We start from the raw sequence: 22,133 nt of genomic DNA, 5'->3' as shown, positions 1-22,133 counted from the left end.
CGTCAACAGAACGTTATTTTTTCTAAACACCTAAAAACCATTCGCAACCGCTAATCAGTTACTCCGGTTTTTTGACGCTTACCCGATACGCGGTCACAACTTTTGCCCTCCGCTGGGTCATAACACGGTGGCTGTCGATGGAATATTGGCATTCAACGAGTTTTTTGCCCGATACGGAGATAAACTCATGATTTTCAATGTACAAAATTTTGGCGCCAAAGGAGATGGCATCACAGACGACACAGCGGCGATACAAAGTGCGATTGATGCAGCGGCCGCCGCAGGCGGTGGGCAGGTGTATCTGCCGACCGGAACTTATATCGTTTCGGGAGGTGAAGAACCCTCCGACGGTTGCCTGATGCTCAAGAGCAACGTCTACCTGTACGGCGACGGCATGGGCGCAACCACCGTCAAGGTGGTTGACGGCTCCGACACCAAGATCACGGGGGTCATCCGCTCCGCCTATGGCGAGGAAACCCACGACTTCGGCGTCAGCAACCTCACCATCGACGGCAACCGTGACAGCACCACGGGCAAGATCGACGGTTGGTTCAACGGTTACATACCTGGCGAAGCAGGCTACGACTCCAACGTTACCCTCGACAGCGTCGAGATCAAGGATTGCTCCGGGTACGGTTTCGACCCCCACGAGCAGACTGTCAACATGGTCATCAAGAACAGCGTGTCCCATGGCAACGGCCTGGACGGCTTCGTGGCTGACTTCCTCAGCTATAGCACCTTCGAAAACAACATCGCCTACGACAACGACCGCCACGGTTTCAACATCGTCACCAGCACCCACGATTTCACACTCACCAACAACGTCGCCTACGACAACGGCGGCAATGGCATCGTGATCCAGCGCGGCAGCGAGGACATCCCCTCCCCCAGCAACATCACCATCACCGGTGGCGAGGTGTACGGCAACGGCGCCGAAGGGGTGCTGATCAAAATGTCCAGCGAGGTGACGGTCAGCGGCGTCGATATTCACGACAACGCCAGCGCCGGGATTCGCATTTACGGCAGTAACCACGTCGAGGTCATCGACAACACGCTCACCAACAACTCCCTGGGCAACCCCGTACCGGAAATCATCATCCAGTCCTACAACGACACCCTGGGCGTGTCCGGCAAGTACTTCAACGGCAGCGATAACACGATCCAGGGCAACATCATCACCGGCAGCAACCTGTCGACCTACGGCGTCGCCGAACGCAACGAAGACGGCACTGATCGCAACGCCATCATCGGCAACACCATCAGCCACACCAGCAACGGTGCCACGCTGATCTATGGCGACGGCAGCTACGTCAGCGCCACGGTGCCGATGACCACCGTGCAAGGCACGGCTGGCAACGACACTCTGTTGGGCAGTGCTGCCAGCGAGATTTTCTACGGCGTTGCCGGCAACGACACCATCAATGGCGGTGCCGGTGGCGACATTCTGGTGGGTGGTGCAGGTATCGACAAACTCACCGGCGGTACGGGCGCCGATACGTTCCGTTTCGTCGCTCAGTCCGACAGTTACCGCAACGCAACCACAAGCTTCGATGACACCATCACCGACTTCGACGTCACCCAGGACAAGATTGACCTCGCCGGCCTCGGTTTCACCGGCCTGGGCGATGGCCATGGCGGCACCCTGCAGGTCAGCTACAGCGCCAGCAGCGACCGCACTTACATCAAGGACTACGACGCCGACGCCAGCGGCAATCGCTTCGAACTGATCCTCTCGGGTAACCTGGCCAGCACCCTGACGGCCAATAACTTCATCTTCAATCGGGTGATCACCGGCACCAGCGGCAGCGACTCGCTGCTGGGTAGCGATTCTGCCGACACCCTCCTCGGCCTGGCGGGCAACGACAGCCTCAATGGTGGCGCGGGCGATGACAAGCTCGACGGCGGCGCAGGCATGGACACCCTCACCGGTGGCACCGGGGCGGACATCTTTGTGTTCTCCAATCGCTTGGACAGTTACCGCAACTACAACACTGGCGGCGCCAACCTTGGCGACCTGATCACCGATTTCGATATCACCGCCGACAAGATCGACCTCTCGGCCATGGGTTTCACCGGCCTGGGGGATGGCAAGAACAACACCGTGTATGTGGTGCTCAACAGTGCCGGCACCAAGACTTACATCAAGTCCTTGACCGCCGACGCCAATGGCAACCGCTTCGAAGTGGCTTTGGAGGGCAACTACCTCAACACGCTGACCAGCGCCAATTTCGTCTTTGCCACTTCGCCAACGGTCAACCATGCGCCGGTGGTGGCAACGGCGTTGCTGGATCAGAACGCGACCGAAAACACCCCGTTTAGCTACGCGGTGCCGGCCACCAGTTTTACCGATCCGGATAACGACAGCCTCAGCTACACCGCAACCCTGGCCGATGGCAGCGCCCTGCCCGCGTGGCTGGGCTTCAATGCCACCAACCTGACCTTCACCGGCACGCCAACCAGCACCGCGTCCGGCAATTACAACGTGCTGGTCAAAGCCACGGACCCGGCCGGTGCATCGGTCAGCGATAGCTTCGCCCTGGTCGTGGCCGATGCCCCCGCCAACACCATCACCGGCACCAACAACGCCGAAACCCTCAACGGCACGGCGGGTGCGGACCTGATCCTCGGCCTCGGTGGCAACGACACCATCAAGGCCGGCACCGGCGCGGACATCGTCGATGGCGGCGCCGGACGCGATTCGCTGTACGGCGGCGACGGTGCCGACATTTTCCGCTATACCAACGTGCTCGACAGCTACCGCGACTACGACACCGGCGGTGTCACGGTCACCGACACGATTTATGACTTCACCATAGGCGTCGACAAGATCGATGTTTCGGGCCCGGGCTTTGTAGGCCTCGGCGATGGCCGCAATGGCACGTTGTACATCACCCTCAACGCGGCCGGCGACAAGACCTACATCAAGTCCGCCGTAGCGGATGCCGATGGCAATCGTTTTGAAATCGCCCTCAGCGGCAACTACCTCAACACCCTGACCGCCAGCGACTTCGTGTTCGGCGAGAGCGTCCAGCAGGACATCCTCTACCTACCCACCCTCGGCCAATCCAATGCGCGCCTTCTGCGCATGACGGAGGATGACAATCAGTCCGGCACCTCGATGCTGGTCAACGACCTGGACCGCTACACCCCCTATGACGTGCGCAGCCAGTTCACCGATGCCAATGGCAACAGCATCGACATCGCGGTGGGCGGCAGCACGGTTACAGGCTTGTCGACCCTCAGCGCCGAGGAACTCAAGTTGTGCTGGTGGCTGACCGACACCAACCAACCTGGCGCTGCGCTGTTGCGCGCCGTGACGCTGCTGCGCGACCAGCTCACCGAACTGCAATCCATCGATAACGTCACCATGGGCATCGTTTGGGGCCAGGGCGAGGAAGCCGCCCAGGAGATCGCTCGCGCCACGGACAAAGCAGCGGCAGCAGCGGCCTACAAGGCTGCGACACTGAAGGTGTTTGATTACCTGCATGCCCAATTCGGCAACTTCAGCGTGTACATGATGGAAACCGGTCACTACGAGCAGGACGCGGCGCGTGCCCGTGGTTATTCGGAAGAGAAAATCGCCTCCATCGTCGAGGGGGTTGGCTATGTCCGCGCCGCCCAGGAAGCCATCGCCGCCGAGCGCGCCGACGTCAAGCTGGCGGTGGACTACACCGACCTGCCCTTGCGCCACGAAGTCGATCCGCAGGCGTATCCCGACGACGTCTGGCACCTGCACGAGGAGTCGGCGGAGATCGTCGGCCAGCGCCTGGCCGACTACATTGCCAATGACCTTGGCTTGCAAGGCAATCCCAACGACAACAACAGCGTGCAGGACATTTTCGACAACGCTCAGAACATGATTTCCGGTACCGACCAGGCGGATACCCTGGTGGGCAGCTCGGGCAACGACACGCTGGATGGCAAACTGGGCGCCGACACCATGACCGGTGGCGATGGCAACGACATTTATGTGGTCGATAACGCGTCCGACCGCGTGGTGGAAACCAACACCTCGACCTCGCAGATCGATACGGTGCAGGCCTCGGTCAGCTGGACCCTAGGTGCCAACCTCGAGAACCTGGTGCTCACCGGTGTGTCGGCCATCAACGGCACCGGCAATGAGCGGCACAACTTCATCACCGGCAATGCCGCCAATAACGTGCTTAATGGTGCCGCAGGGGACGACAGCATGAGCGGCGGCGATGGCAACGACACCTACTATGTCGATAACGCCAACGACACCGTGATCGAGATCAACAGCAATGCGGTGCCTGGAGGGGTCGACAGTGTGCACAGCAGCTTGGCGGCCTATACCCTCGCTAACAACGTTGAGCATCTGTATATCGATAGCACTGGCGCCGCCAATGGCACGGGCAACGCGCTGGACAACACGTTGTTCGCCGGCGCCGGGAACAACGTGCTGGATGGGCGCGATGGCAATGACACGGTGTCCTTTGAACGCGCCTTGTCCGGCGTCACCGTAAACCTCTCGACATCAGCGCAACAAAACACCGTGAGTTCCGGACTCGACACCTTGAAATCCTTCGAAAACCTGACGGGAAGCGCCTACGCCGACACGCTGTCGGGCAACAGCGCCGCAAACGTTCTGAACGGTGGTGCGGGCAACGATGCGCTGGTGGGCGGTTCGGGCAACGACCGGCTGATCGGCGGTGCCGGCACCGACAACCTCACCGCTGGCACTGGCGCGGATACCTACGCGTTTGGTGCGCTGTCGGACATGGGCATCGGGGCTTTGCGCGATGTGATCAACGGATTCAAGAGCACCGAGGGCGATCTTCTGGATTTCACCGGCCTGGACGCCAACCCGCTGACCACCGCTGTCGACGCCTTCACCTTCGTCGGCAGCAATGCCTTTGACCCTGCCGACGCCACCGGCCAACTGCGCTTTGCCGATGGCATTCTTTACGGCAGTGTCGATGCCGACGCCACGCCGGAGTTCGAAATCCAGTTGGTAGGCGTCCAGGAGTTGCACGCCAGCGATTTCACAGTCTTGGGTTAGGCTCACATCCCCGGGAGCGGGGCTTGCCCGCTCCCAAAGGGATTTGCAGTCCCAGGCAGATCTATTCCTGCCCCACGGTAACCACCTTCCAACTGTCATCTGGATCAAAGCGCTTCATCGACTGCGCCAACTGGTCACCACCGGGTCCCAAGTCTTTTTCGAACACCTGCCCTTCATGACTGATCATGAAACTCATCACCCCGGTGTCAGCGTATTTCGCCGGCCAGGCGATCAGTGCAAAACCACGGCTCATCTCGTCACCGATGAGGTAGCTATAGGCGCCGCCCGGGGCCGAAGGACCTTGGCCATCAAGGATGCGGAAGTGATAGCCCTGCCAGTCTTCGCCGGCAATGGTTTTGCCGAACAAAGGCCCCAACGGGCTGATCTGACCGCTATCGTCGTCCTCCCAATAGAGGCCGTCGTGTTTGCCGGCGGTGCTGAAGATTTTTTGCGCGTAGGCGAGTGCGCCGTCCCCGTCATGATCCACTGATGCATACTCCATCTGGACGTCATGATAAGTCAGCACTGATTGCACCGCGGCGAGTTCGTTGCGGCCAATTCGACGTGCACGGACTTCGGCGCTGCCGGCGTCGATGTCGAAGCGCCAACCGTTCGCGGCTTTTATCATGGGGATAGGCAGTGTCCAGTGGTCACTGCCAACCGACAGGACCGCCTTGCGATCGCTGGTTTTTTCAATGGCGTGTTGCTCGCGATACTGCTTCAAAAACGCATCCACATCACTGCGCTGCACGCCTTCGCGCGGGATGAAACTGCGCCATTCATTACCCAGCAAATCGGTCAGGCGGGCCTGATCGGCGTATTCCGTACCCAGTGCTTCGACGAACGCCTGGGCCGCCATTTCCGGGGTTGGAAATGCCTGCTGTGCCGTAACGATGCACGACCACGTCAAGCCGGCAGCGATCGCCATGACATGAAGGCGCAAGCCCATGAGTGCCTTCACTCGAGCATTGTTTTTCAACGACGGCCCCCCCTTTGACGCGCTGGTGGATTGGACGGCCGACTGACCTGATGGCCGGCTGGACGCGAGGCACTGGGGCGCCGGGCGGATGCCTGGCTGGCCTGGCCACGACTGGCTTGTGCGTTGGCCTGGGACGGTGAGCGCACGCCGGCGAATGCATTGTTGCGCGCACTGCCCGCACTGCCCGTACTGGCAGCCGGCCGTTTTTGCGCCGTCTGGCGCCCTTGCAAATCGCCCTGCCCGCGCTGATTTACCTGAGCGGACTGTTTCCTGGGTTGCTGATTTTCCCGAGTACTTCTGGCAGTGCCCTGGCTCCTGTCAGACACCTTCGGTCTGTCGGTACCGGCTTGCATCCGATTGCCGGGCGCAGTTGCAGACTGGGCTTTGCGCGCCGAATCACGGGCTTCGCGGTTGCTGGTGGCAGGTCGCTCGATACCGTGCTTGTCCATTGAACCACGGGCTTTTTCACGAGCCTGGGCTCGCTGGGCATTGTCCCCTCGATAGGCTTCACGCTGACGGGCACCGTCCAGTTGTCGGCCGTACTGTTCGCGGCTCTTACTGTCTCGGTAGGGAACGCCATCGCGATGAACAGCGTTGTGCTGCCACTTGTTCTGATTCTTAGTGATCTGGTTGTTGCGATTGATGTTGTTGTAGCGGTCGACGTCAATGTCGATGTCGTTGTTGCCCCAGTCACATTCACCCCATAACGAGCCGATGATAGCCACACCGGTACCAAAGGCCAGTCCGGCCATCAATGCCGAACCGGGGTAATAGGCCGGCGGCGGTGGATAGTACACGGGAGGCGATGCCGGATAAGGCCAGGTGCCGTAGGTTGTTGTCGGGTTATAACTGGGTACGTAAACCACCTGCGGATCGGAGGGCTGAATGATGATCGTGGAGGTGCTGCTGGCCGGAGCCGGAGCCGAAGCTGCCGGAGCCGCAGCCGCCTGCACCGTCACGTTCTGATATTGGTTGCTCTGCAGGTTGCCTGCTGCCTGGGCCTGATGACGCAAGCGTTGCACACCCCCCATGACATCGTCGGGCTGCGCCAGGAAGGCATCACCCAGGCGTTGCACCCAGACGGGATCCTGTCCCAGCGTTGCCATGACTTGTGGGAAAGCAACCAGCGCCTGCACGCTCGGATCCCAGGGCTGGTTGGCCACTTGTTTGACCGCATCATCGCCTTTGGCGTCCGGGTGTGCTTTAGACCAGGTGACCGCTTCGGCGATTTCCCCGGGGTACGTGGTGGCCATCAGCACCTGGGCCAGCAGTGGGTCCGGGTAAAGCGCAATAGGAGCCAGCATTTGATCCAGCTGCTCCTGGGTAAACACGGCATCTTTGGCCGCCGCGGTGACGGGCACTGTATCGACAGTGCTTGGGGGCGCGCTCGCATCCAATGGCTGCGCCAGGCAGGAAGATCCGCTCAAAAACAATACAGCTGACACTGCGTAGAACAATGGAATGCGCATTGCACCCCCTCTGTGGTCAGGCAGGCTTGAGCGCCTTGATCGTTCCGCCCTTCCCTGCACCGTCGCGCCCGTCAAAGACGATACAGATCTTCATGCTCTTGGCTTTCTTCAAGCCTTTAACGCAAGTTCAAGAAGTCTTTAACGCAAGTTCAAGGGGTGATCTGATAGCCCCGTTGCTGCATGCAACTGTTGTAGGCGGAAGCAGTAGCCGCCGGTTCTGCCCGGCGATCCTGACGACGATCCTGACGTTGCCGAGATCCACCTACAACCGCACCTGCCACCGCCGCATCCTTGGCCTGGTTCTGTCGATATTCCTGTTTAACGTCGTCGTCTACCTTGTCATAAAGCTCGTCATGCTGACGACCGCGCGCTCCGGCAACCGCTGCACCGGCTACTGCGCCAGTAGCGGCACCACGGGCACGTCCACCTGATTCAGGCGTTGTGCTGGTGCTTGCTGCGTTCCCGGCTTGAGCCTGGCATGAACTGATGTCCTGCTGAATCAATTCGGGGGACTGCCCTTTGAGCGGCGTTACGGTCTCGGCTGAAGCGCAAAGGCAGAATACCGAGACAATCGTAGCCACGCAGGGGGGGATGGATTTCTTCATAAAGCCTCCACTGCTATCAGTGTGCTTTGGATCTTTGAGTCTAGTTCAGCGTTTGGCGACTAACCCTGGAACAATGTTCTTAGAGTGCAACTTCTAATTCCTTTTGTACTTGTGCACCCCTCGAACTGGTGTGGGTAGTTTTGAGCACTGACTTACACCGCAATATAGCCAGTCTCAACGCTCCAGGACGTAATGGCCCGGGGCTGCATACAACGGCGGATATTTGCGTGAGCCCAGTTTGCGCGATGCTGGCCGGCTAGCGCCCGACCGGTGCTCAATCCACTGCCGCCAATGCGGCCACCAACTGCCGGTGTGGCTCTCACCTGCGTCTTGCAGCCAGCTTTCCGGATCTGATGCAGTTGCATTGGCGGCGTAGAAATACGACTTTGGGTTGCCCGGTGGATTGATCAAGCTCTGTAGATGGCCGGCATTGGAGAGGACGAAGGTGCTGTCCTCGCCGAACAATCGGGCGGTGCCGTAGCAGCCCTGCCACGGTGTGATGTGATCGGTGGTGCCGCCGATCACATAGGCACCGACCTTGATCTTGCTCATGTCGATCGACTCGCCGGCGATCTGCAGTGCCCCCGGGTTGCTATAGGGATTGTGCTGGGCCAGATCGAGGTAGTCGGCATGCAGCTTTGCCGGTAGCCGCGTGGAGTCGTTGTTCCATGCCAGAATGTCGAATGCCGGCGGCTTGTTGCCCAACAGGTAGTTGTTGACCCAATAATTCCAGATCAGGTCGTTGGGTCGCATCCAGGCGAACATGCGCGCAATGTCCTGGCCGCTGAGTGTTCCCTTGCACTGCGAACTGGTCTTCGCCGCGCGCAGTACCGCCGGCGTGGCAAACAGGCCGATGGCGGTGTCACCGCAGAGCGCGGGCATATCGAGCACGCACACCGCCCAACTGGTGTTCGCCACCTTGGCGCCTTCACCGCGCGCCGCCAGCCAGCCGAGATAGGCCGCGAGCGTCAGGCCACCCGAACAGGAACCCCACATGTTGACATCCGCGCTACCGGTGATTTGCCGCGCGACGTCCACTGCCTGGTCAAGGCACAGTGCGTATTCAGACAAGCCCCAGTCGCGGTGCATGCTGGTCGGGTTGCGCCAGCTGACGACGAACAGTTGTATACCGCTGTCCTGTATCCATTTGATCAGACTCTTGTCGGGTGACAAGTCAATGGCGTAGTACTTGTTGATCTGCGGCGGTGACATGACCAACGGGCGGGCATGTACATTTTTCGTGGTTGGGGCGAATTGCAGCAGTTCGAACATCTCGGTGCGCAACACCACCTCGCCCTTCGCCGTGGCGACATTTTCTCCCACCTTGAACGGCGCGCTGTCCACCTGCATCGGCATCCCGCCGTTGTGGCGCAGGTCCCGGGAGAACTGCCCGATCCCTTTGACAAGGCTCATGCCGCCCGTATCGAGCAACTTGCGCAACGCGGCGGGATTGGTCAGCAGCAGGTTGCTCGGCGCCAGTGCATCAAACAACTGTGCAGCAATGAACCGGGCACGGCCCTTTTCTCTGGAATCGAGATTGGCCTCATCGATAAAACGGCTCAGCTCGTCATTGCCAGCCAGGTAGCTCTGCAACAGGCCGCGCAACAAGGCATTGGATTGCCAGGCCGGATCGCAAAAACGTTTGTCTTTGGGATTCGGTGCCACGCTGGAGCTGCCGGCGACAATATTGCCCAGTTCCTTGAAGAAACTGCCAACATGCCGCGCGGCCTTGACTGGCGTCTTGCCCACGGCCTTGAACAGGGAACCGGAGGCGCTAAGCAGATCGACCGGGCGCACCCTGAGCAATGGCGTAGCAACCTGTGCTGTCTTGACCGCTAACTCCTGTTTCTGCTGCTCTTGAAGAGCTTTTGGCGCGCGGCGACGTTTGGCAGGCGTATCCGTTGATCGAGTGATACGAGGTGTTTTATTCATAGCCATTCTCTTGTTTTTGTACACAAGCCTTGAGGGCAACGAGCAATCCCCACCTGACGATGCAGGCACGATGGGACGTGACGCAGTGTCGCGCAGCTGCCGGCGTTCACCTTGACTTTGCGGGACATCCACCTGCTAAGCTGATAAATCGCTGTCCCGGATTGAGAAGTCATCATTCATGAGTGGCCTTGTTCGCAGTGCCAGCTTGACCAACTACGCTGAAACAGCCCGATTGCTACACGTCGATTACCTGCAGCAATTGCGCCTTGTCGGCCTCGATCCCCGATGCCTGCTTCAACCAGACTTGAAGATTCCCAACGAAGCTGTAGCACGCCTGCTCGAAAATTCGGCGCGTGAAGCGGGTGTGGACGATTTTGGCTTGCGCATGGCCGAAACCCGCAAGCTCTCCAATCTGGGGCCTCTGGCGCTGCTGTGGCGGGACGAACAGACGATCCGTTCGGCCATGGAAGCGTTCCGCGACTTCCTTTTCCTCCACAATCAGGGGCTGGTGTTGAATATCGAGGAGAGTGGCGGCGTGGTGGTTTTGCGCATGGAACAGGTCACGGTGGGAAACCTGCCGGTGCGTCAGGCGATGGAACTGTCAGTGGGGGTGACCCACCGCCTGCTGAAAACCTTGCTGGGAAACCACTGGCACCCTTCAATGGTTTGCTTTCGTCACGCAGCGCCGATGGACGACAGTCGACACCGCCGCATATTCGCCACCTCCGTGCAGTTCAATAGTCTGATGGATGGCATCGTTTGCCGCAGTACCGATCTGGACAAGGCACTGCCCAGTGCCGATCCGGACAGGGCCCGTTATGTTCATCAGTATCTGGACAGTATCCGCGAAGAATCCAAAACAGCTTTACTTGAAAAGGTGCGCCAGATGATCTGGACAGTGCTGCCCACGGGCCATTGCTCGGTGGAACAAGTGGCGGCCAATTTGGGATGGGACAGGCGAACACTGCATCGCAAGCTTGCGCAGGAGGGCGAAACATTTTCCTCGCTGCTGGATCAGGTGCGTGCAGAGTTGGCAATGCGTCACTTGGCACATTCCAATCAACGTTTGAGTGAGATCGCCGGGGTTCTGGGGTTTTCCGAACTTAGCGCCTTCTCCCGCTGGTTCAGCCGGCACTTCGATTGCAGTCCATCAACCTGGCGCGCTCGCCAGTCCAATCTGTAATACAGCCTTATACTGCGATACACCCAATGCGAACAAATGACTGTTCAACGGATCAATAGATCCCACAGCAATCCGGGTATCAGGTAATGAATCAGCCCAACATGAAAACGCTCACCTGTCTGTTCGCTGCCAGCGTGTGCGCGGCGACGAGCACCTGTGCAAATGCTTCGCCCATCTTCCACACCAGTTTCGACTGCGCCACAGCAACGGCGTCGGTCGAAAAGCTGATTTGTCGCGACCCACAACTGATGCAGATGGATATCGAACTGACGCGTCTTTATCGCCTGGCGCTCACGGACGATCATTCAGTACCGCGTCCGGACAAAATCATGATCGACCAGCAATTCTGGATCGACGCCCGCAATCAGTGTGCCTCCGACCCTGCGCCCAAGGCATGCACAATCCGAAGTTATGCCGAGCGCGCGCATCAGCTACGCCAAGGTTCGGCCATTGTGAGAACCAAGGATCCAGACAGACTCACTGAAGGCCCCCTGGCGTTTCGGTGTACAGGGCTTAACGCGCTGCTTGCCGCCACTTTCTTTAACACGCAGCCTGGTGTCGTGTACCTGAAATGGGCGAACAGCTCGATCACTCTGAGTCAGGTGCAGAATGATTCGGCAACCCAATACACCGGCAAGGATTCCCAAGGGAACTACAGCTTCTGGCAAAACGGCAACGCGGTGCTTTTCCAGAAGCCAGGCTCAGGGGAAATGAGTTGTACGGCCGAGCCGATCGGCTGAGACCGTCTCTCACGTACTCGGCGATTTATGCCACGGATAGCCTTTGGCGCTGAGTTCAAAGGCGTATTTGAACAAGCGCTTCATGTACTCGCCATCGAATTTATGGAGGCGAGAAATGCGGAAGTCGGAGCCGATGTACGCCAGATTGAAGTCCGCCCCATCCTGCTGGGCAATTCGGTAAATTCGGTCCAGATCGCTGATCCCTTGAGTCTGGATCAATGCGCTGATGGCACGACCGCCAATGCTCAAGGTTCGGCGCTTCGTTCCGGACCATTGCAGTTCCAGTTTGCCGTTGCGAATCACATAGAAATGCCGTTCACGCCGCAAACGCGCCCCGGGCACCTGGTTCAGCGCCATCACGGTGCCGGGTGGGTAAAGGAACACCTGCGTAAGGACACCTCCGTCCACGTGCATTTCCTGAAACGGGTGGCCGTCAACGTCCACATCAATCATGACGGGTGAGACGGCACCGGGAATACTCATCGACGCGACCATGATGTTGCGAAACAGCTCGAGCGCTCCCGGTGCCTGGCTGGAGGCAATAGCGCCCATGTTCCAGGTGACCGGGCGCCCTGAATCAAGGTCGGTGGTACCGATCATCAGGAGCCGTCCCTTGGCGTATTCCGAGGCGATCGCCGCAAGAGTCTCGGCAGTGACGTGCTGTGCAATGAGCCGCGACAGTGGCTTGCTGTGTGCCATGCCATCGCTGGTAAGACGGGTCAGCAAATTGCGCGCATGGAAAATGTCTTTTGGGCCGACTGCATTGCAGATTCGCACAATGACATCGTCGTACTGGGGCCCCAGGTAGGCAAACGGGGCGACCAGGGCGCCAGCGCTAATACCGGTGACGACTTTGAATACAGGTCGAGTCCCATGCAGGGTCCATCCCGCAATGATGCCCCCGGCGAATGTGCCAGCGTCACCGCCACCCGAAACGGCCAGCAAATTTGCCCTCGGCAGGATGTCATTCGGTAGCCCTGCGCGGGCGAGAGCCTCAGCCTCTCGAAGGTTGGCCTGGCTCACATCCCGAATGAACGGCGTCAGGTCCTGGTCCAGCCAGTAGCGAGCATCTGGAATGTCCGGGATCAGCGCTTTTTCCGTTAACGTTGGCGGCACCGCATCACGGCGTTGCAGGCATGCTTGACGCAACATGTTCAGGGTTGAGGCGCCAGGTCTGAGCGGGAATGGTTTCAACACGCCTCCTCCGGCCTCTGCAATTGACAGCGCCCGTCACGCACACTCGACACACCCCATGACCAGTCTCAATGGCGAGTGGCCTGAACATCTTTCATGCTAGCGCAAGCAAAGGCAGTCATGAGGTTGGCGGGACGTCCGGTCTGTCCTGCGGCTGATCCTCCCCCCATGGACAATCATTAGGAACGCCAGCAATCACCGCAGCTTCAGCGGATCGACCAGTTCAGCGGCGATGGCCATGCCCACCAGGTCCGGCAAGGTATTGGCCTGCATGCGTTTCATCACCCGCGAACGATACAGATCGACGGTTTTCGCACTGACGCCCAGTTGCTCGGCGATCTCGCGGGTGGTGTAACCCTGGACCAGCGGCAGCAAGACATCGCGCTCCCGTGGGGTCAGTGTCAGCAAGCGCGCCTGCAAGGCTTCGTGCCCCTGATTGCCCGAGCGGTTTGCCGCGCAGTTGCTGAGCGCCTGTTGCACGCTGTCCAGCAGCAATTGTTCGTTGTAGGGCTTCTCGATGAAGTCATGGGCGCCCGCCTTGAAGGCGCGAACCACGATCGGCACATCTGCGTGCCCGCTGACGAAAATGATCGGCAGGTTCAGCTCACGTGCGCGCATTTCTTCCTGCACGTTCAAACCGCCCATGCCGGGCATACGAACATCGAGCAGCACGCAGGCATCAAGACTGGCATCACAGGCATTGAGAAACGCCACGCCACTGGTAAACGGCAAGGCTTTGAGCCCTACCGACTCCAACAACCAGACGGTTGAATCGAGCATGCCTTGGTCATCGTCGACCACATACACCACGTGCTCCGTCACACCTGCCATTACGTTATTCCTGTTGTTGTTTTGTTGGGCCGGCCAGCGGCAAACGGCAGCACATCAGCAACCCGACAGGTTGGCGTCGGGCCTGTAACTCGCCACCAAAACCTTCGATGATGCTGCGGCTCATGGACAAGCCGAGCCCCAGGCCATCGGCCTTGCTGGTATAGAACGGGGTAAATATCTGCTCCAGTTCAGGCTCGCTGACGCCTGGCCCCTGGTCTTGCACACTGATTTCCACGGTTGCACCAGCGCCCTGCCCCGCAGCCATCACGATCAGCGAGGGTTGCCCCGGATGTTGTTCGCGGTTGGCATCGATGGCATTTCGCAGGAGATTGAGCAGGACCTGCTCCAGCAGCACTCGGTCGGCATAAATCGGCGGCAGATTATCCGGTAGGCGATCCTCGATTGTCACTTGGCAATTGCTCGCCTCCCAGGCACATAAACGCACGGCCTCGCGGGCGACGTCGGTGAAATTCAAGGCCTGCATCCGGCGTTGCCCCTTGCGCAGAAACGCCCGCAAACGTCTGATCACTTCTGAAGCATGCGTGGCGTGATGGGTAATGCGCTCCAGGCCTTGCGCCACTCGGGCGGCAGCCTGGGGATTGGAATCCAGCGTCTGTAAATAGCGCTGGCTGGCATTGGCGTAATTGACCACCGCCGCCAATGGCTGGTTGATTTCGTGAGCGATGCCCGAGGCCAATTCACCCAGGGTGACCAACCGCGCGGTGTGCGCCAGTTCGTCCTGATGGCGGCGCTGTTGCACTTCACGTAGTTCACGCTCGGTCATGTCCCGCGCCACCAACGAGTAATAGCGCTCGCCACCGGCCGATCGGTGCGCCAGCAGCACCAGCGACACCGGCACCGAAGTGCCGCCCCCCGGTGGCTGCAATCGCGCGTCGGTGCTCCAGACACCGTCGCGTTCGGCGCTGCTCCAGCCATCTCGCTGCAGACGTGCCAGGTCGCTGCTGGCGAACAGTTCCGCCAGGGCCGGCATCGGTTGTTGCTCGTCGATCCCGAGGATGCGCCGCGCCGCTGGATTGAGGTAAGTGACTTGCCCCTCGGGGTCGATGAACAACACAGGATCGGTGTTGGCCTCGACGACTTCCGCCAGGCGCCGCTTGTTCTCCTCGGCGTGCACCCGGGCGGTAATGTCCCGGGACACGCTGACCACTTCCACCACCGCCCCGGTATAGGTCTCACGAATCGCCCGGCTGGCGGTTTCAAACCACAGGTAATGCCCATCCCGATGGCGAATCCGATAGGTCATCGTGTGATAACCGTCCTGCTCCAGGGCATCCCGCGCGCGCTGCACCAGGCTGGCCAGGTCCTGACCATGGAACAAGCCTTGGGCCATTTGCCCGCGCAACTCCTCCGGCCAGTAGCCGAGTAATGTCCAGGACGCCGGCGAGGCGTCGAGAAAGCGCCCGTCGGGTGTATGCCTGGAAATCAGGTCGGTGGTGTTTTCAATGATCAGCCGGTACAGCCGCCGTGCCGTGGCCGCTTCACGCTCGGCCAGCACTTGTGCCGTGGCATCGCGACACCGGGCGAGCACACGGTTGTCCTGGGGATCGGGGATAAACGTCCAGATCAGGATCTGCGCTTCGAACTGGGCTTCGACCCCTTCGATGGCGCGTTGCTGGTCCAGGCAGGCGCGTACCAGCACCCGGTGATTGACCGGCAGAAAACCCAGCACATCGGTCAGCGGCTTTTCAGCGAGCAGTGCCAACAGCGCGGCATTGAACTCCAGCGGTCGGCCCTGGGCATCGAGCAACAGACTCGGCTGTGGATCGTGACCCAACAGCGGCGAGCCGCGCAGCATGCCGTTGACGCTGCTCAGCAAGGTCGTCAGCAAGTCCTGCACCCAACCCAGCCAATCGAGGCTCACGCCCTCACACACTTCCACCAGCAACAAACCCGCCTGCCCCGGTTGCAACGCCAGATCAAACACCTGGCCATGGCTGATAGCCGCACGACGCAGTCGGCCGGCCAGCCAACAATCGATTTGACGTACTTGAGCCAGATCCAGCCGCCCCGCTTCGGCCAGCCGATCAAACAGCCGCTGATCGCTGGCCAGCGAAGGGTCGCCCAGCCCCGGTGGAAAATGCTGGGCGGCGCCCTCGTGGCTGTAAATCCGCGCATTGGCTTGCCAACTCAGATAAACCGCCCGGCGCACCTCGGGGCAATCCTGCAGCGCACGGCACAACGCATCGGCCCGGGCGGCCAGAGACACACCCTCGCGCTGCAGGCGCAACCAGCTGTGCAATCGAACGGGAGTCAGGGTCATCACAGGTCCGCTTCGTTGGGGAAGCCAAGGATATACCGGCCTTGGCGATGTCACTGTATTCATTTAGATCCGCAAGAATCAAATATAGTACATATACTATATGACGTAGGTTGTACTTCCATATCGCTAGCTGAATGTTATATAAAGCAGGCCGGACATAAAAGGCGACTTCAGCGGCTACGCTGCAAGGTCACCTATAGAGCTAACAATCAGCCACCGAGTACCCGTACATGTCGATCTATGAACAAGGGCTAGGCCCTGCGGCTGTCAACCATATTGCCTTGTCTCCGCTCAGCTTCATCGAGCGCACCGCCAGCGTTTACCCACACTATCCCGCCGTCATCCATGGCTCGATCCGCCGCACCTGGGCGCAGACCTACACCCGCTGCCGCCGTCTCGCCTCGGCGCTGGCCGGTCGCGGCATCGGCAAGAACGACACGGTGGCGGTGATGTTGCCCAACATTCCCGAGATGCTCGAAGTGCATTTCGGCGTGCCGATGATCGGCGCGGTGCTCAACCCGCTCAATGTGCGTCTGGATGCCGAAGCCATTGCCTTCATGCTGCAGCATGGCGAAGCCAAGGTGCTGATTACCGACCGTGAGTTCCATGATGTGATTCACGCGGCGATCGGCATGCTGGACCACCCGCCATTGGTCATCGACGTTAATGATCTGGAATACGGCGAAGGCCAGGCTGTCAGCGAGCTGGACTATGAAGCGCTGTTGGCCGAAGGCGACCCTGCTTTCGCCTGGCAGTGGCCCGATGATGAATGGCAAGCCATCTCGCTGAATTACACTTCCGGCACCACCGGCAACCCCAAAGGCGTGGTTTACCACCATCGCGGTGCTTACCTGAACTCATTGGGCAACCAGATGACCTGGGCCATGGGTAACCATCCGGTGTACCTCTGGACCTTGCCGATGTTCCATTGCAACGGTTGGTGCTACCCGTGGATCATCACCGCCATGGCCGGTGTGCATGTGTTTCTGCGCCGCGTCGATCCACAGAAAATCCTCACGCTGATCCGCGAGCATCAGGTCACCCATCTGTGCGCTGCGCCGATCGTGCTCAATGCCTTGGTCAACATGCCGGAATCAGCTAAAGCGGCGATCGATCACCCGGTCAACGCGATGGTCGCCGGTGCCGCGCCACCGGCCAAAGTGATCGGTGCCGTGGAACAAATGGGCATCAAGGTCACCCACGTCTATGGCCTGACCGAAACCTATGGTCCGGTGACACTCTGCGCCTGGCATGCCGAATGGGATGAGTTGCCGCTGGACGAACGGGCGCAAATCAAATCCCGTCAGGGCGTGCGCTACCCGACGCTCGAAGGCGTGATGGTTGGCGATTCGAAGACGCTGGAGCCGACCCCGCGAGACGGTCAGACCATCGGTGAGATCTTCATGCGTGGCAACACCGTGATGAAGGGCTACCTGAAGAACCCGACCGCTACAGCCGAAGCGTTCGACGGCGGCTGGTTCCACACCGGCGACTTGGCGGTGTGTCATCCGAATGGTTATGTCGAGATCAAGGATCGACTCAAGGACATCATCATTTCCGGCGGCGAGAACATTTCCACCATCGAACTGGAAGGTGTGCTGTATCGCCATCCAGCCGTCATGGAAGCGGCCGTCGTCGCCCGTCCCGATGAGAAATGGGGCGAAACGCCCTGTGCCTTTATCACATTGAAGGCTGATCACCAGGACGTTCGCGAGGCTGACATCATCAGTTTCTGCCGCGAACACCTGGCCGGTTTCAAAGTCCCGCGCACGGTGATTTTCACCCTGCTGCCGAAGACTTCAACCGGCAAGATCCAGAAGTACGTTCTGCGCGACAGGGCCAAAGCGCTCTAACCGAATCGACGTCGTACCCACCAGGCGGCAGGTGTTTTACCTGCCGCTTCGGGCTCGTGCAGGCTGAATTTGGCCCTGCCCCTGACCTACACACTGATAACAAAAACAATGTGGAGCCACCCATGATCGACATTCATTCAACCGATACCCAACGCTGTGAACGCATTCGGTCCAACCCGAAATTCCTTCAGTTGGTGAGCAGCCGTTCGCGCCTGGCCTGGTCGCTGAGTGCTGCCGTGCTGGGCACTTACTACGCGTTCATGCTGGTGGTGGCGTTTGCCCCGCAGTGGCTGCATGCACCGCTCGCCGAGCATCGGATGTTGACCCTGGGCATGCCGGTTGGCGCGGCGATCATCATTTTTTCCTGGCTACTTACCGGTTGGTACGTCTACAGCGCCAACACCCGCTTCGACGCACTGGGCGCGGCCATTCTCGAGGAGAGCAAGTAATGAACCTGCTACGTAAACTTCTCCTTGCCGCTGCCGGGCTGTTGCCGGCCTCCGTCGTGCTGGCTGCACCCGCGCTGGGTGCGGTGGAAAAACAACCGCTCAACCTGCATGCGATCGGCATGTTCTTCGTCTTCGTGCTGGGCACGCTGGCCATCACCTGGTGGGCCGCGCGGCAAACCAAATCCACGTCGGACTTCTACACCGCAGGCGGTGGCATCACCGGGTTCCAGAACGGTCTGGCGATTGCCGGCGACTACATGTCCGCCGCCACGCTACTGGGGCTGTCCAGCCTGGTGTTCGCAAAGGGCTACGACGGCTTCATCTATACCATCGGTTTCTTCGTCGGCTGGCCGATCATCACCTTCCTGATGGCTGAGCGCCTGCGCAACCTGGGGCGCTACACCTTTGCCGACATCGTGTCCTATCGCCTGGACCAGAACAAAGTGCGGATCTTCGCCGCCTTCGGTTCACTGACGGTGGTGTGTTGCTACCTGATCGTGCAAATGGTCGGTGCGGGTCAGTTGATCAAGTTGCTGTTTGGCCTCGACTACCCGGTAGCCGTGGTGATCGTCGGCGCGCTGATGCTGGTGTATGTGATTTTCGGCGGCATGATCGCCACCACCTGGGTGCAGATCATCAAGGCCGTGTTGCTGCTGGCTGGCGGCACGACCCTGGCGTTGATGGCCATGTCGCAATTCGGCTTCAGCTACGAAACCCTGGCCAGCAAAGCCGTCGAAGCCCATGCCAGTGGCTGGAACATCATGGGCCCCGGCTCGATGCTCGCCGACCCGATCAACACCGCTTCGATGTCGCTGGGCCTGGTGTTCGGGATTGCCGGCCTGCCGCACATTCTGATGCGTTTCTTCACCGTGCCTAACGCCAAGGAAGCACGCAAATCGGTGTTCTACGCCACCGGTTTCATTGGCTTCTTCTTCCTGGTGGTATGCACCCTGGGCTTCGCCGCGATGGTGATCATCGGCACCGACCCGCAGTACTACGTCAATGGCGAAGTCGGCGGCACCTTGATTGGTGGCGGCAACATGGTCGCCATGCACTTGGCCAAAGCGGTCGGTGGCAATCTGTTCTTCGGTTTTCTCTCGGCCGTGGCCTTCGCCACCATCCTTGCGGTGGTCTCCGGGCTGGCCCTGGCCGGTGCTTCGGCGATTTCCCATGACCTCTACGCCACGGTGTTCAAGAAGGGCAAAGCCAGCGAGAAACAGGAAATGCGCGTGACCCGCATGGCCACCGTGGGCCTTGGCATCATCGCGATTCTGCTGGGCATTCTGTTCGAGAAGATGAACGTCGCGTTCCTGGTGGGCCTGACCTTCGGCATCGCTGCGTCGACCAACTTCCCGGTGCTGATCATGGCCATGTACTGGAAAGGCTTGACCACCAAAGGCGCAATCATCGGCGGTTTCGCCGGGCTGATCTGCGCGCTGGTCCTGGTGATCCTCTCGCCTGCCGTCTGGGTCACCGTGCTCGGCCATGCACAGGCGATCTTCCCGTACGACCACCCGGCACTGTTCTCCATGCCACTGGCGTTCCTTGTGATCGTCGTGGTGTCGAAACTCGATCGCAGCGTGCGGGCCGACAAGGAGCGTGACGCTTACGCCGACCAGTTCGTTCGCGCCCAGACCGGCCTCGGTGCCGCCAGCGCTTGCGCTCATTGATTGAAAGGGCACGGCCTGCTCCAGCGGCGCCGTGCCCATCGCACACCCTTTTGAGGTTCACGTTATGCCCGAATTCAACGCCCCGCTGCGCGACATGCGCTTTGTGCTGCATGAAGTGTTCGATGCCCCGGCCTTGTGGGCACGTCTGCCGGCCCTGGCCGACAGTGTCGACTCCGCCACCGCCGACGCCATTCTTGAGGAGGCGGCCAAAGTTACCTCGCACCTGATTGCGCCGTTGAATCGCAGTGGCGACGAGGAAGGCGCCCAGTGGGCCGACGGCCAGGTCAGCACGCCGATCGGTTTCAAACAGGCTTATGCCACCTACATCGAAGGCGGCTGGGTGGGCCTGTCCGGCAACGCCGATTTTGGCGGCATGGGCATGCCGAAGATGCTCGCCGTGCAGTTCGAAGAAATGCTCTACGGTGCCAACTCCAGCTTCGCCCTGTATTCGGCGTTGAGTTCCGGTGCCTGCCTGGCGCTGGATGCCCATGCCAGTGACACCCTGAAAAACCTCTACCTGCCGCCGATGTACGAAGGTCGCTGGGCCGGCTCCATGTGCCTGACCGAAGCCCACGCCGGCACCGACCTGGGGATTATCCGCACCCGCGCCGAACCACAGGCCGACGGCAGCTTCAGCATCACCGGCAGCAAGATCTTCATCACCGGTGGCGATCAGGACCTGACCGAAAACATTGTCCATCTGGTGCTGGCCAAACTGCCGGACGCACCGGCGGGGCCGAAAGGCATCTCACTGTTCGTCGTGCCCAAAGTGCTGGTCAATGCAGACGGCTCCCTCGGCGATGCCAATGCCGTGAGTTGCGGCTCGATCGAACACAAGATGGGCATCAAGGCCTCGGCCACCTGCGTGATGAACTTCGACGGCGCCAGCGGCTGGCTGGTCGGCGAAGCCAACAAAGGCCTGGCGGCGATGTTCACCATGATGAACTACGAGCGCTTGTCCATCGGCATTCAGGGCATTGGCTGCGCCGAAGCGTCCTATCAGAGCGCCGTCGCCTATGCACGTGAACGGGTTCAGAGCCGCGCGCCGACCGGTGCCATTGCTCCGGACAAAGTGGCTGACCCGATCATCGTCCACCCCGATGTGCGCCGTATGCTGCTGAGCATGAAAGCCATGACCGAAGGCGGCCGCGCGTTCGCCAGTTATGTCGGCCAGCAACTCGATCTGGCGAAGTTTTCCGATGACGTCCAGGAACGGGACAACGCGCAAACCCTGGTTGCGCTGCTGACGCCGGTGGCCAAGGCGTTCTTCACCGACACCGGCCTGGAAAGCTGCATCAACGGCCAGCAAGTGTTCGGCGGCCATGGCTACATCCGCGAATGGGGCCAGGAACAATTGGTCCGTGACGTGCGCATCGCGCAGATCTACGAAGGCACCAACGGCATTCAGGCCCTGGACTTGCTTGGACGCAAAGTGCTCGCCGATAAGGGCTCCGCGCTGCGCCAGTTCACCGGTGAGATCCGTCATTTCGCCCATCAGCCCGACGCGCCCTACTCCGCTCAACTGTTCGATGCCGTGCAGCGTCTGGAAGACCTGAGCGACTGGCTGCAGGACCAGGCCGCGACCAATCGCAACGAAGTCGGCGCTGCTTCGGTGGAGTATTTGCACCTGTTCGGTTACGTCGCCTACGCCTGGCTCTGGGCGCGCATGGCACAGGTTGCCAAGCAAAAGCTGCCCGAAGATGCAGGGTTTTATGGCGCGAAAATCGCCACCGCCGACTTCTATATTCACCGCTTGCTGCCGCGCATTTTGAGCCTGGAGCAATCCATCCGCGCGGGCAGTGCCTCGTTGTTTGGCCTGAGCGCCGAACAGTTCTAACGATTGAACCGCACGCGGCGCCACGCTCCTCTCTTTTTGGCGTTCGCGTTTTTTATTGATAAGTCCTCGCCCACCTGGCGAGGGCCGCGG

At 60.1% G+C, this 22,133-nt stretch carries 14 protein-coding genes and 1 pseudogene; 7 read left to right on the top strand and 8 right to left on the bottom strand.

Annotated elements, in window-relative coordinates:
* Nucleotides 1-187: 187 nt before the first annotated feature.
* Nucleotides 188-5,020, top strand: a complete 4,833-nt coding sequence (locus ACZ89R_RS02660; protein ID WP_429546803.1) for a M10 family metallopeptidase C-terminal domain-containing protein — start codon at nucleotides 188-190, stop codon at nucleotides 5,018-5,020.
* A 61-nt stretch (nucleotides 5,021-5,081) separates the two neighbouring features.
* On the opposite strand, the gene ACZ89R_RS02655 is transcribed toward ACZ89R_RS02660, so the two are convergent.
* The 5 genes and pseudogenes from ACZ89R_RS02655 to ACZ89R_RS02635 form a co-directional block, all read right to left on the bottom strand.
* Complete coding sequence (locus tag ACZ89R_RS02655) at nucleotides 5,082-5,969, bottom strand: DUF2950 domain-containing protein (protein ID WP_429546804.1); 888 nt, start codon at nucleotides 5,967-5,969, stop codon at nucleotides 5,082-5,084.
* A 26-nt stretch (nucleotides 5,970-5,995) separates the two neighbouring features.
* Nucleotides 5,996-7,468, bottom strand: coding sequence for a DUF3300 domain-containing protein (locus ACZ89R_RS02650; protein WP_429546805.1), 1,473 nt, complete (start codon nucleotides 7,466-7,468; stop codon nucleotides 5,996-5,998).
* A 28-nt stretch (nucleotides 7,469-7,496) separates the two neighbouring features.
* Nucleotides 7,497-7,571, bottom strand: a pseudogene (locus tag ACZ89R_RS02645) (hypothetical protein); the annotation flags it as partial.
* Nucleotides 7,572-7,617: 46 nt separating this feature from the next.
* Nucleotides 7,618-8,073 (bottom strand): hypothetical protein, encoded by a 456-nt coding sequence (locus ACZ89R_RS02640; protein ID WP_429376438.1) that lies wholly within the window; start codon nucleotides 8,071-8,073, stop codon nucleotides 7,618-7,620.
* A 174-nt stretch (nucleotides 8,074-8,247) separates the two neighbouring features.
* Nucleotides 8,248-10,005 carry an alpha/beta fold hydrolase gene (locus ACZ89R_RS02635; protein WP_429546806.1) on the bottom strand — a complete coding sequence of 586 codons (1,758 nt, stop codon included), beginning with the start codon at nucleotides 10,003-10,005 and terminating at the stop codon, nucleotides 8,248-8,250.
* 178 nt (nucleotides 10,006-10,183) lie between these two features.
* Here ACZ89R_RS02635 and ACZ89R_RS02630 point away from each other — a divergent pair, with 178 nt between their 5' ends.
* Both ACZ89R_RS02630 and ACZ89R_RS02625 read left to right on the top strand, forming a co-directional pair.
* Nucleotides 10,184-11,188 (top strand): AraC family transcriptional regulator, encoded by a 1,005-nt coding sequence (locus ACZ89R_RS02630; RefSeq protein WP_429546807.1) that lies wholly within the window; start codon nucleotides 10,184-10,186, stop codon nucleotides 11,186-11,188.
* An 86-nt stretch (nucleotides 11,189-11,274) separates the two neighbouring features.
* The gene (locus ACZ89R_RS02625; RefSeq protein ID WP_429546808.1) at nucleotides 11,275-11,928 is read left to right on the top strand and encodes an MliC family protein; all 654 of its coding nucleotides are present in this window, start codon (nucleotides 11,275-11,277) and stop codon (nucleotides 11,926-11,928) included.
* A 9-nt stretch (nucleotides 11,929-11,937) separates the two neighbouring features.
* Here the strand turns inward: ACZ89R_RS02625 and ACZ89R_RS02620 are convergent, their stop codons facing one another.
* From ACZ89R_RS02620 to ACZ89R_RS02610, 3 genes are all read right to left on the bottom strand, one after another.
* On the bottom strand, nucleotides 11,938-13,080 hold the full coding sequence (locus ACZ89R_RS02620; protein WP_429546809.1) for a patatin-like phospholipase family protein: 1,143 nt from the start codon (nucleotides 13,078-13,080) through the stop codon (nucleotides 11,938-11,940).
* A gap of 237 nt (nucleotides 13,081-13,317) precedes the next feature.
* A complete protein-coding gene (locus ACZ89R_RS02615) occupies nucleotides 13,318-13,953 on the bottom strand; it encodes a response regulator transcription factor (protein WP_074876618.1) in 636 nt (211 codons plus the stop codon).
* 4 nt (nucleotides 13,954-13,957) lie between these two features.
* Nucleotides 13,958-16,234 (bottom strand): PAS domain-containing sensor histidine kinase, encoded by a 2,277-nt coding sequence (locus ACZ89R_RS02610; RefSeq protein WP_429546810.1) that lies wholly within the window; start codon nucleotides 16,232-16,234, stop codon nucleotides 13,958-13,960.
* A 230-nt stretch (nucleotides 16,235-16,464) separates the two neighbouring features.
* Between ACZ89R_RS02610 and ACZ89R_RS02605 the strand changes: the two genes are divergently transcribed.
* The 4 genes from ACZ89R_RS02605 to ACZ89R_RS02590 all read left to right on the top strand — a co-directional run bounded on the left by ACZ89R_RS02605 (nucleotide 16,465) and on the right by ACZ89R_RS02590 (nucleotide 22,043).
* Entirely contained in the window at nucleotides 16,465-18,087 is a 1,623-nt protein-coding gene (locus ACZ89R_RS02605; RefSeq protein ID WP_192344637.1) for an acyl-CoA synthetase, read from the top strand.
* A 122-nt stretch (nucleotides 18,088-18,209) separates the two neighbouring features.
* Complete coding sequence (locus tag ACZ89R_RS02600) at nucleotides 18,210-18,536, top strand: DUF485 domain-containing protein (protein ID WP_008146418.1); 327 nt, start codon at nucleotides 18,210-18,212, stop codon at nucleotides 18,534-18,536.
* Nucleotides 18,536-20,206: a cation acetate symporter gene (locus ACZ89R_RS02595; RefSeq protein WP_429546811.1), complete on the top strand. Its 1,671-nt coding sequence runs from the start codon at nucleotides 18,536-18,538 to the stop codon at nucleotides 20,204-20,206. The genes ACZ89R_RS02600 and ACZ89R_RS02595 overlap by 1 nt, the downstream gene beginning before the upstream one ends.
* A gap of 64 nt (nucleotides 20,207-20,270) precedes the next feature.
* The gene (locus ACZ89R_RS02590; RefSeq protein WP_429546812.1) at nucleotides 20,271-22,043 is read left to right on the top strand and encodes an acyl-CoA dehydrogenase C-terminal domain-containing protein; all 1,773 of its coding nucleotides are present in this window, start codon (nucleotides 20,271-20,273) and stop codon (nucleotides 22,041-22,043) included.
* The last annotated feature ends 90 nt before the right edge of the window (nucleotides 22,044-22,133 follow it).

Source organism: Pseudomonas sp. TE3728 (genome assembly GCF_056279145.1).
The sequence above is the reverse complement of the archived record's forward strand: the minus strand, read 5'-3'. Positions and strand labels throughout refer to the sequence as shown.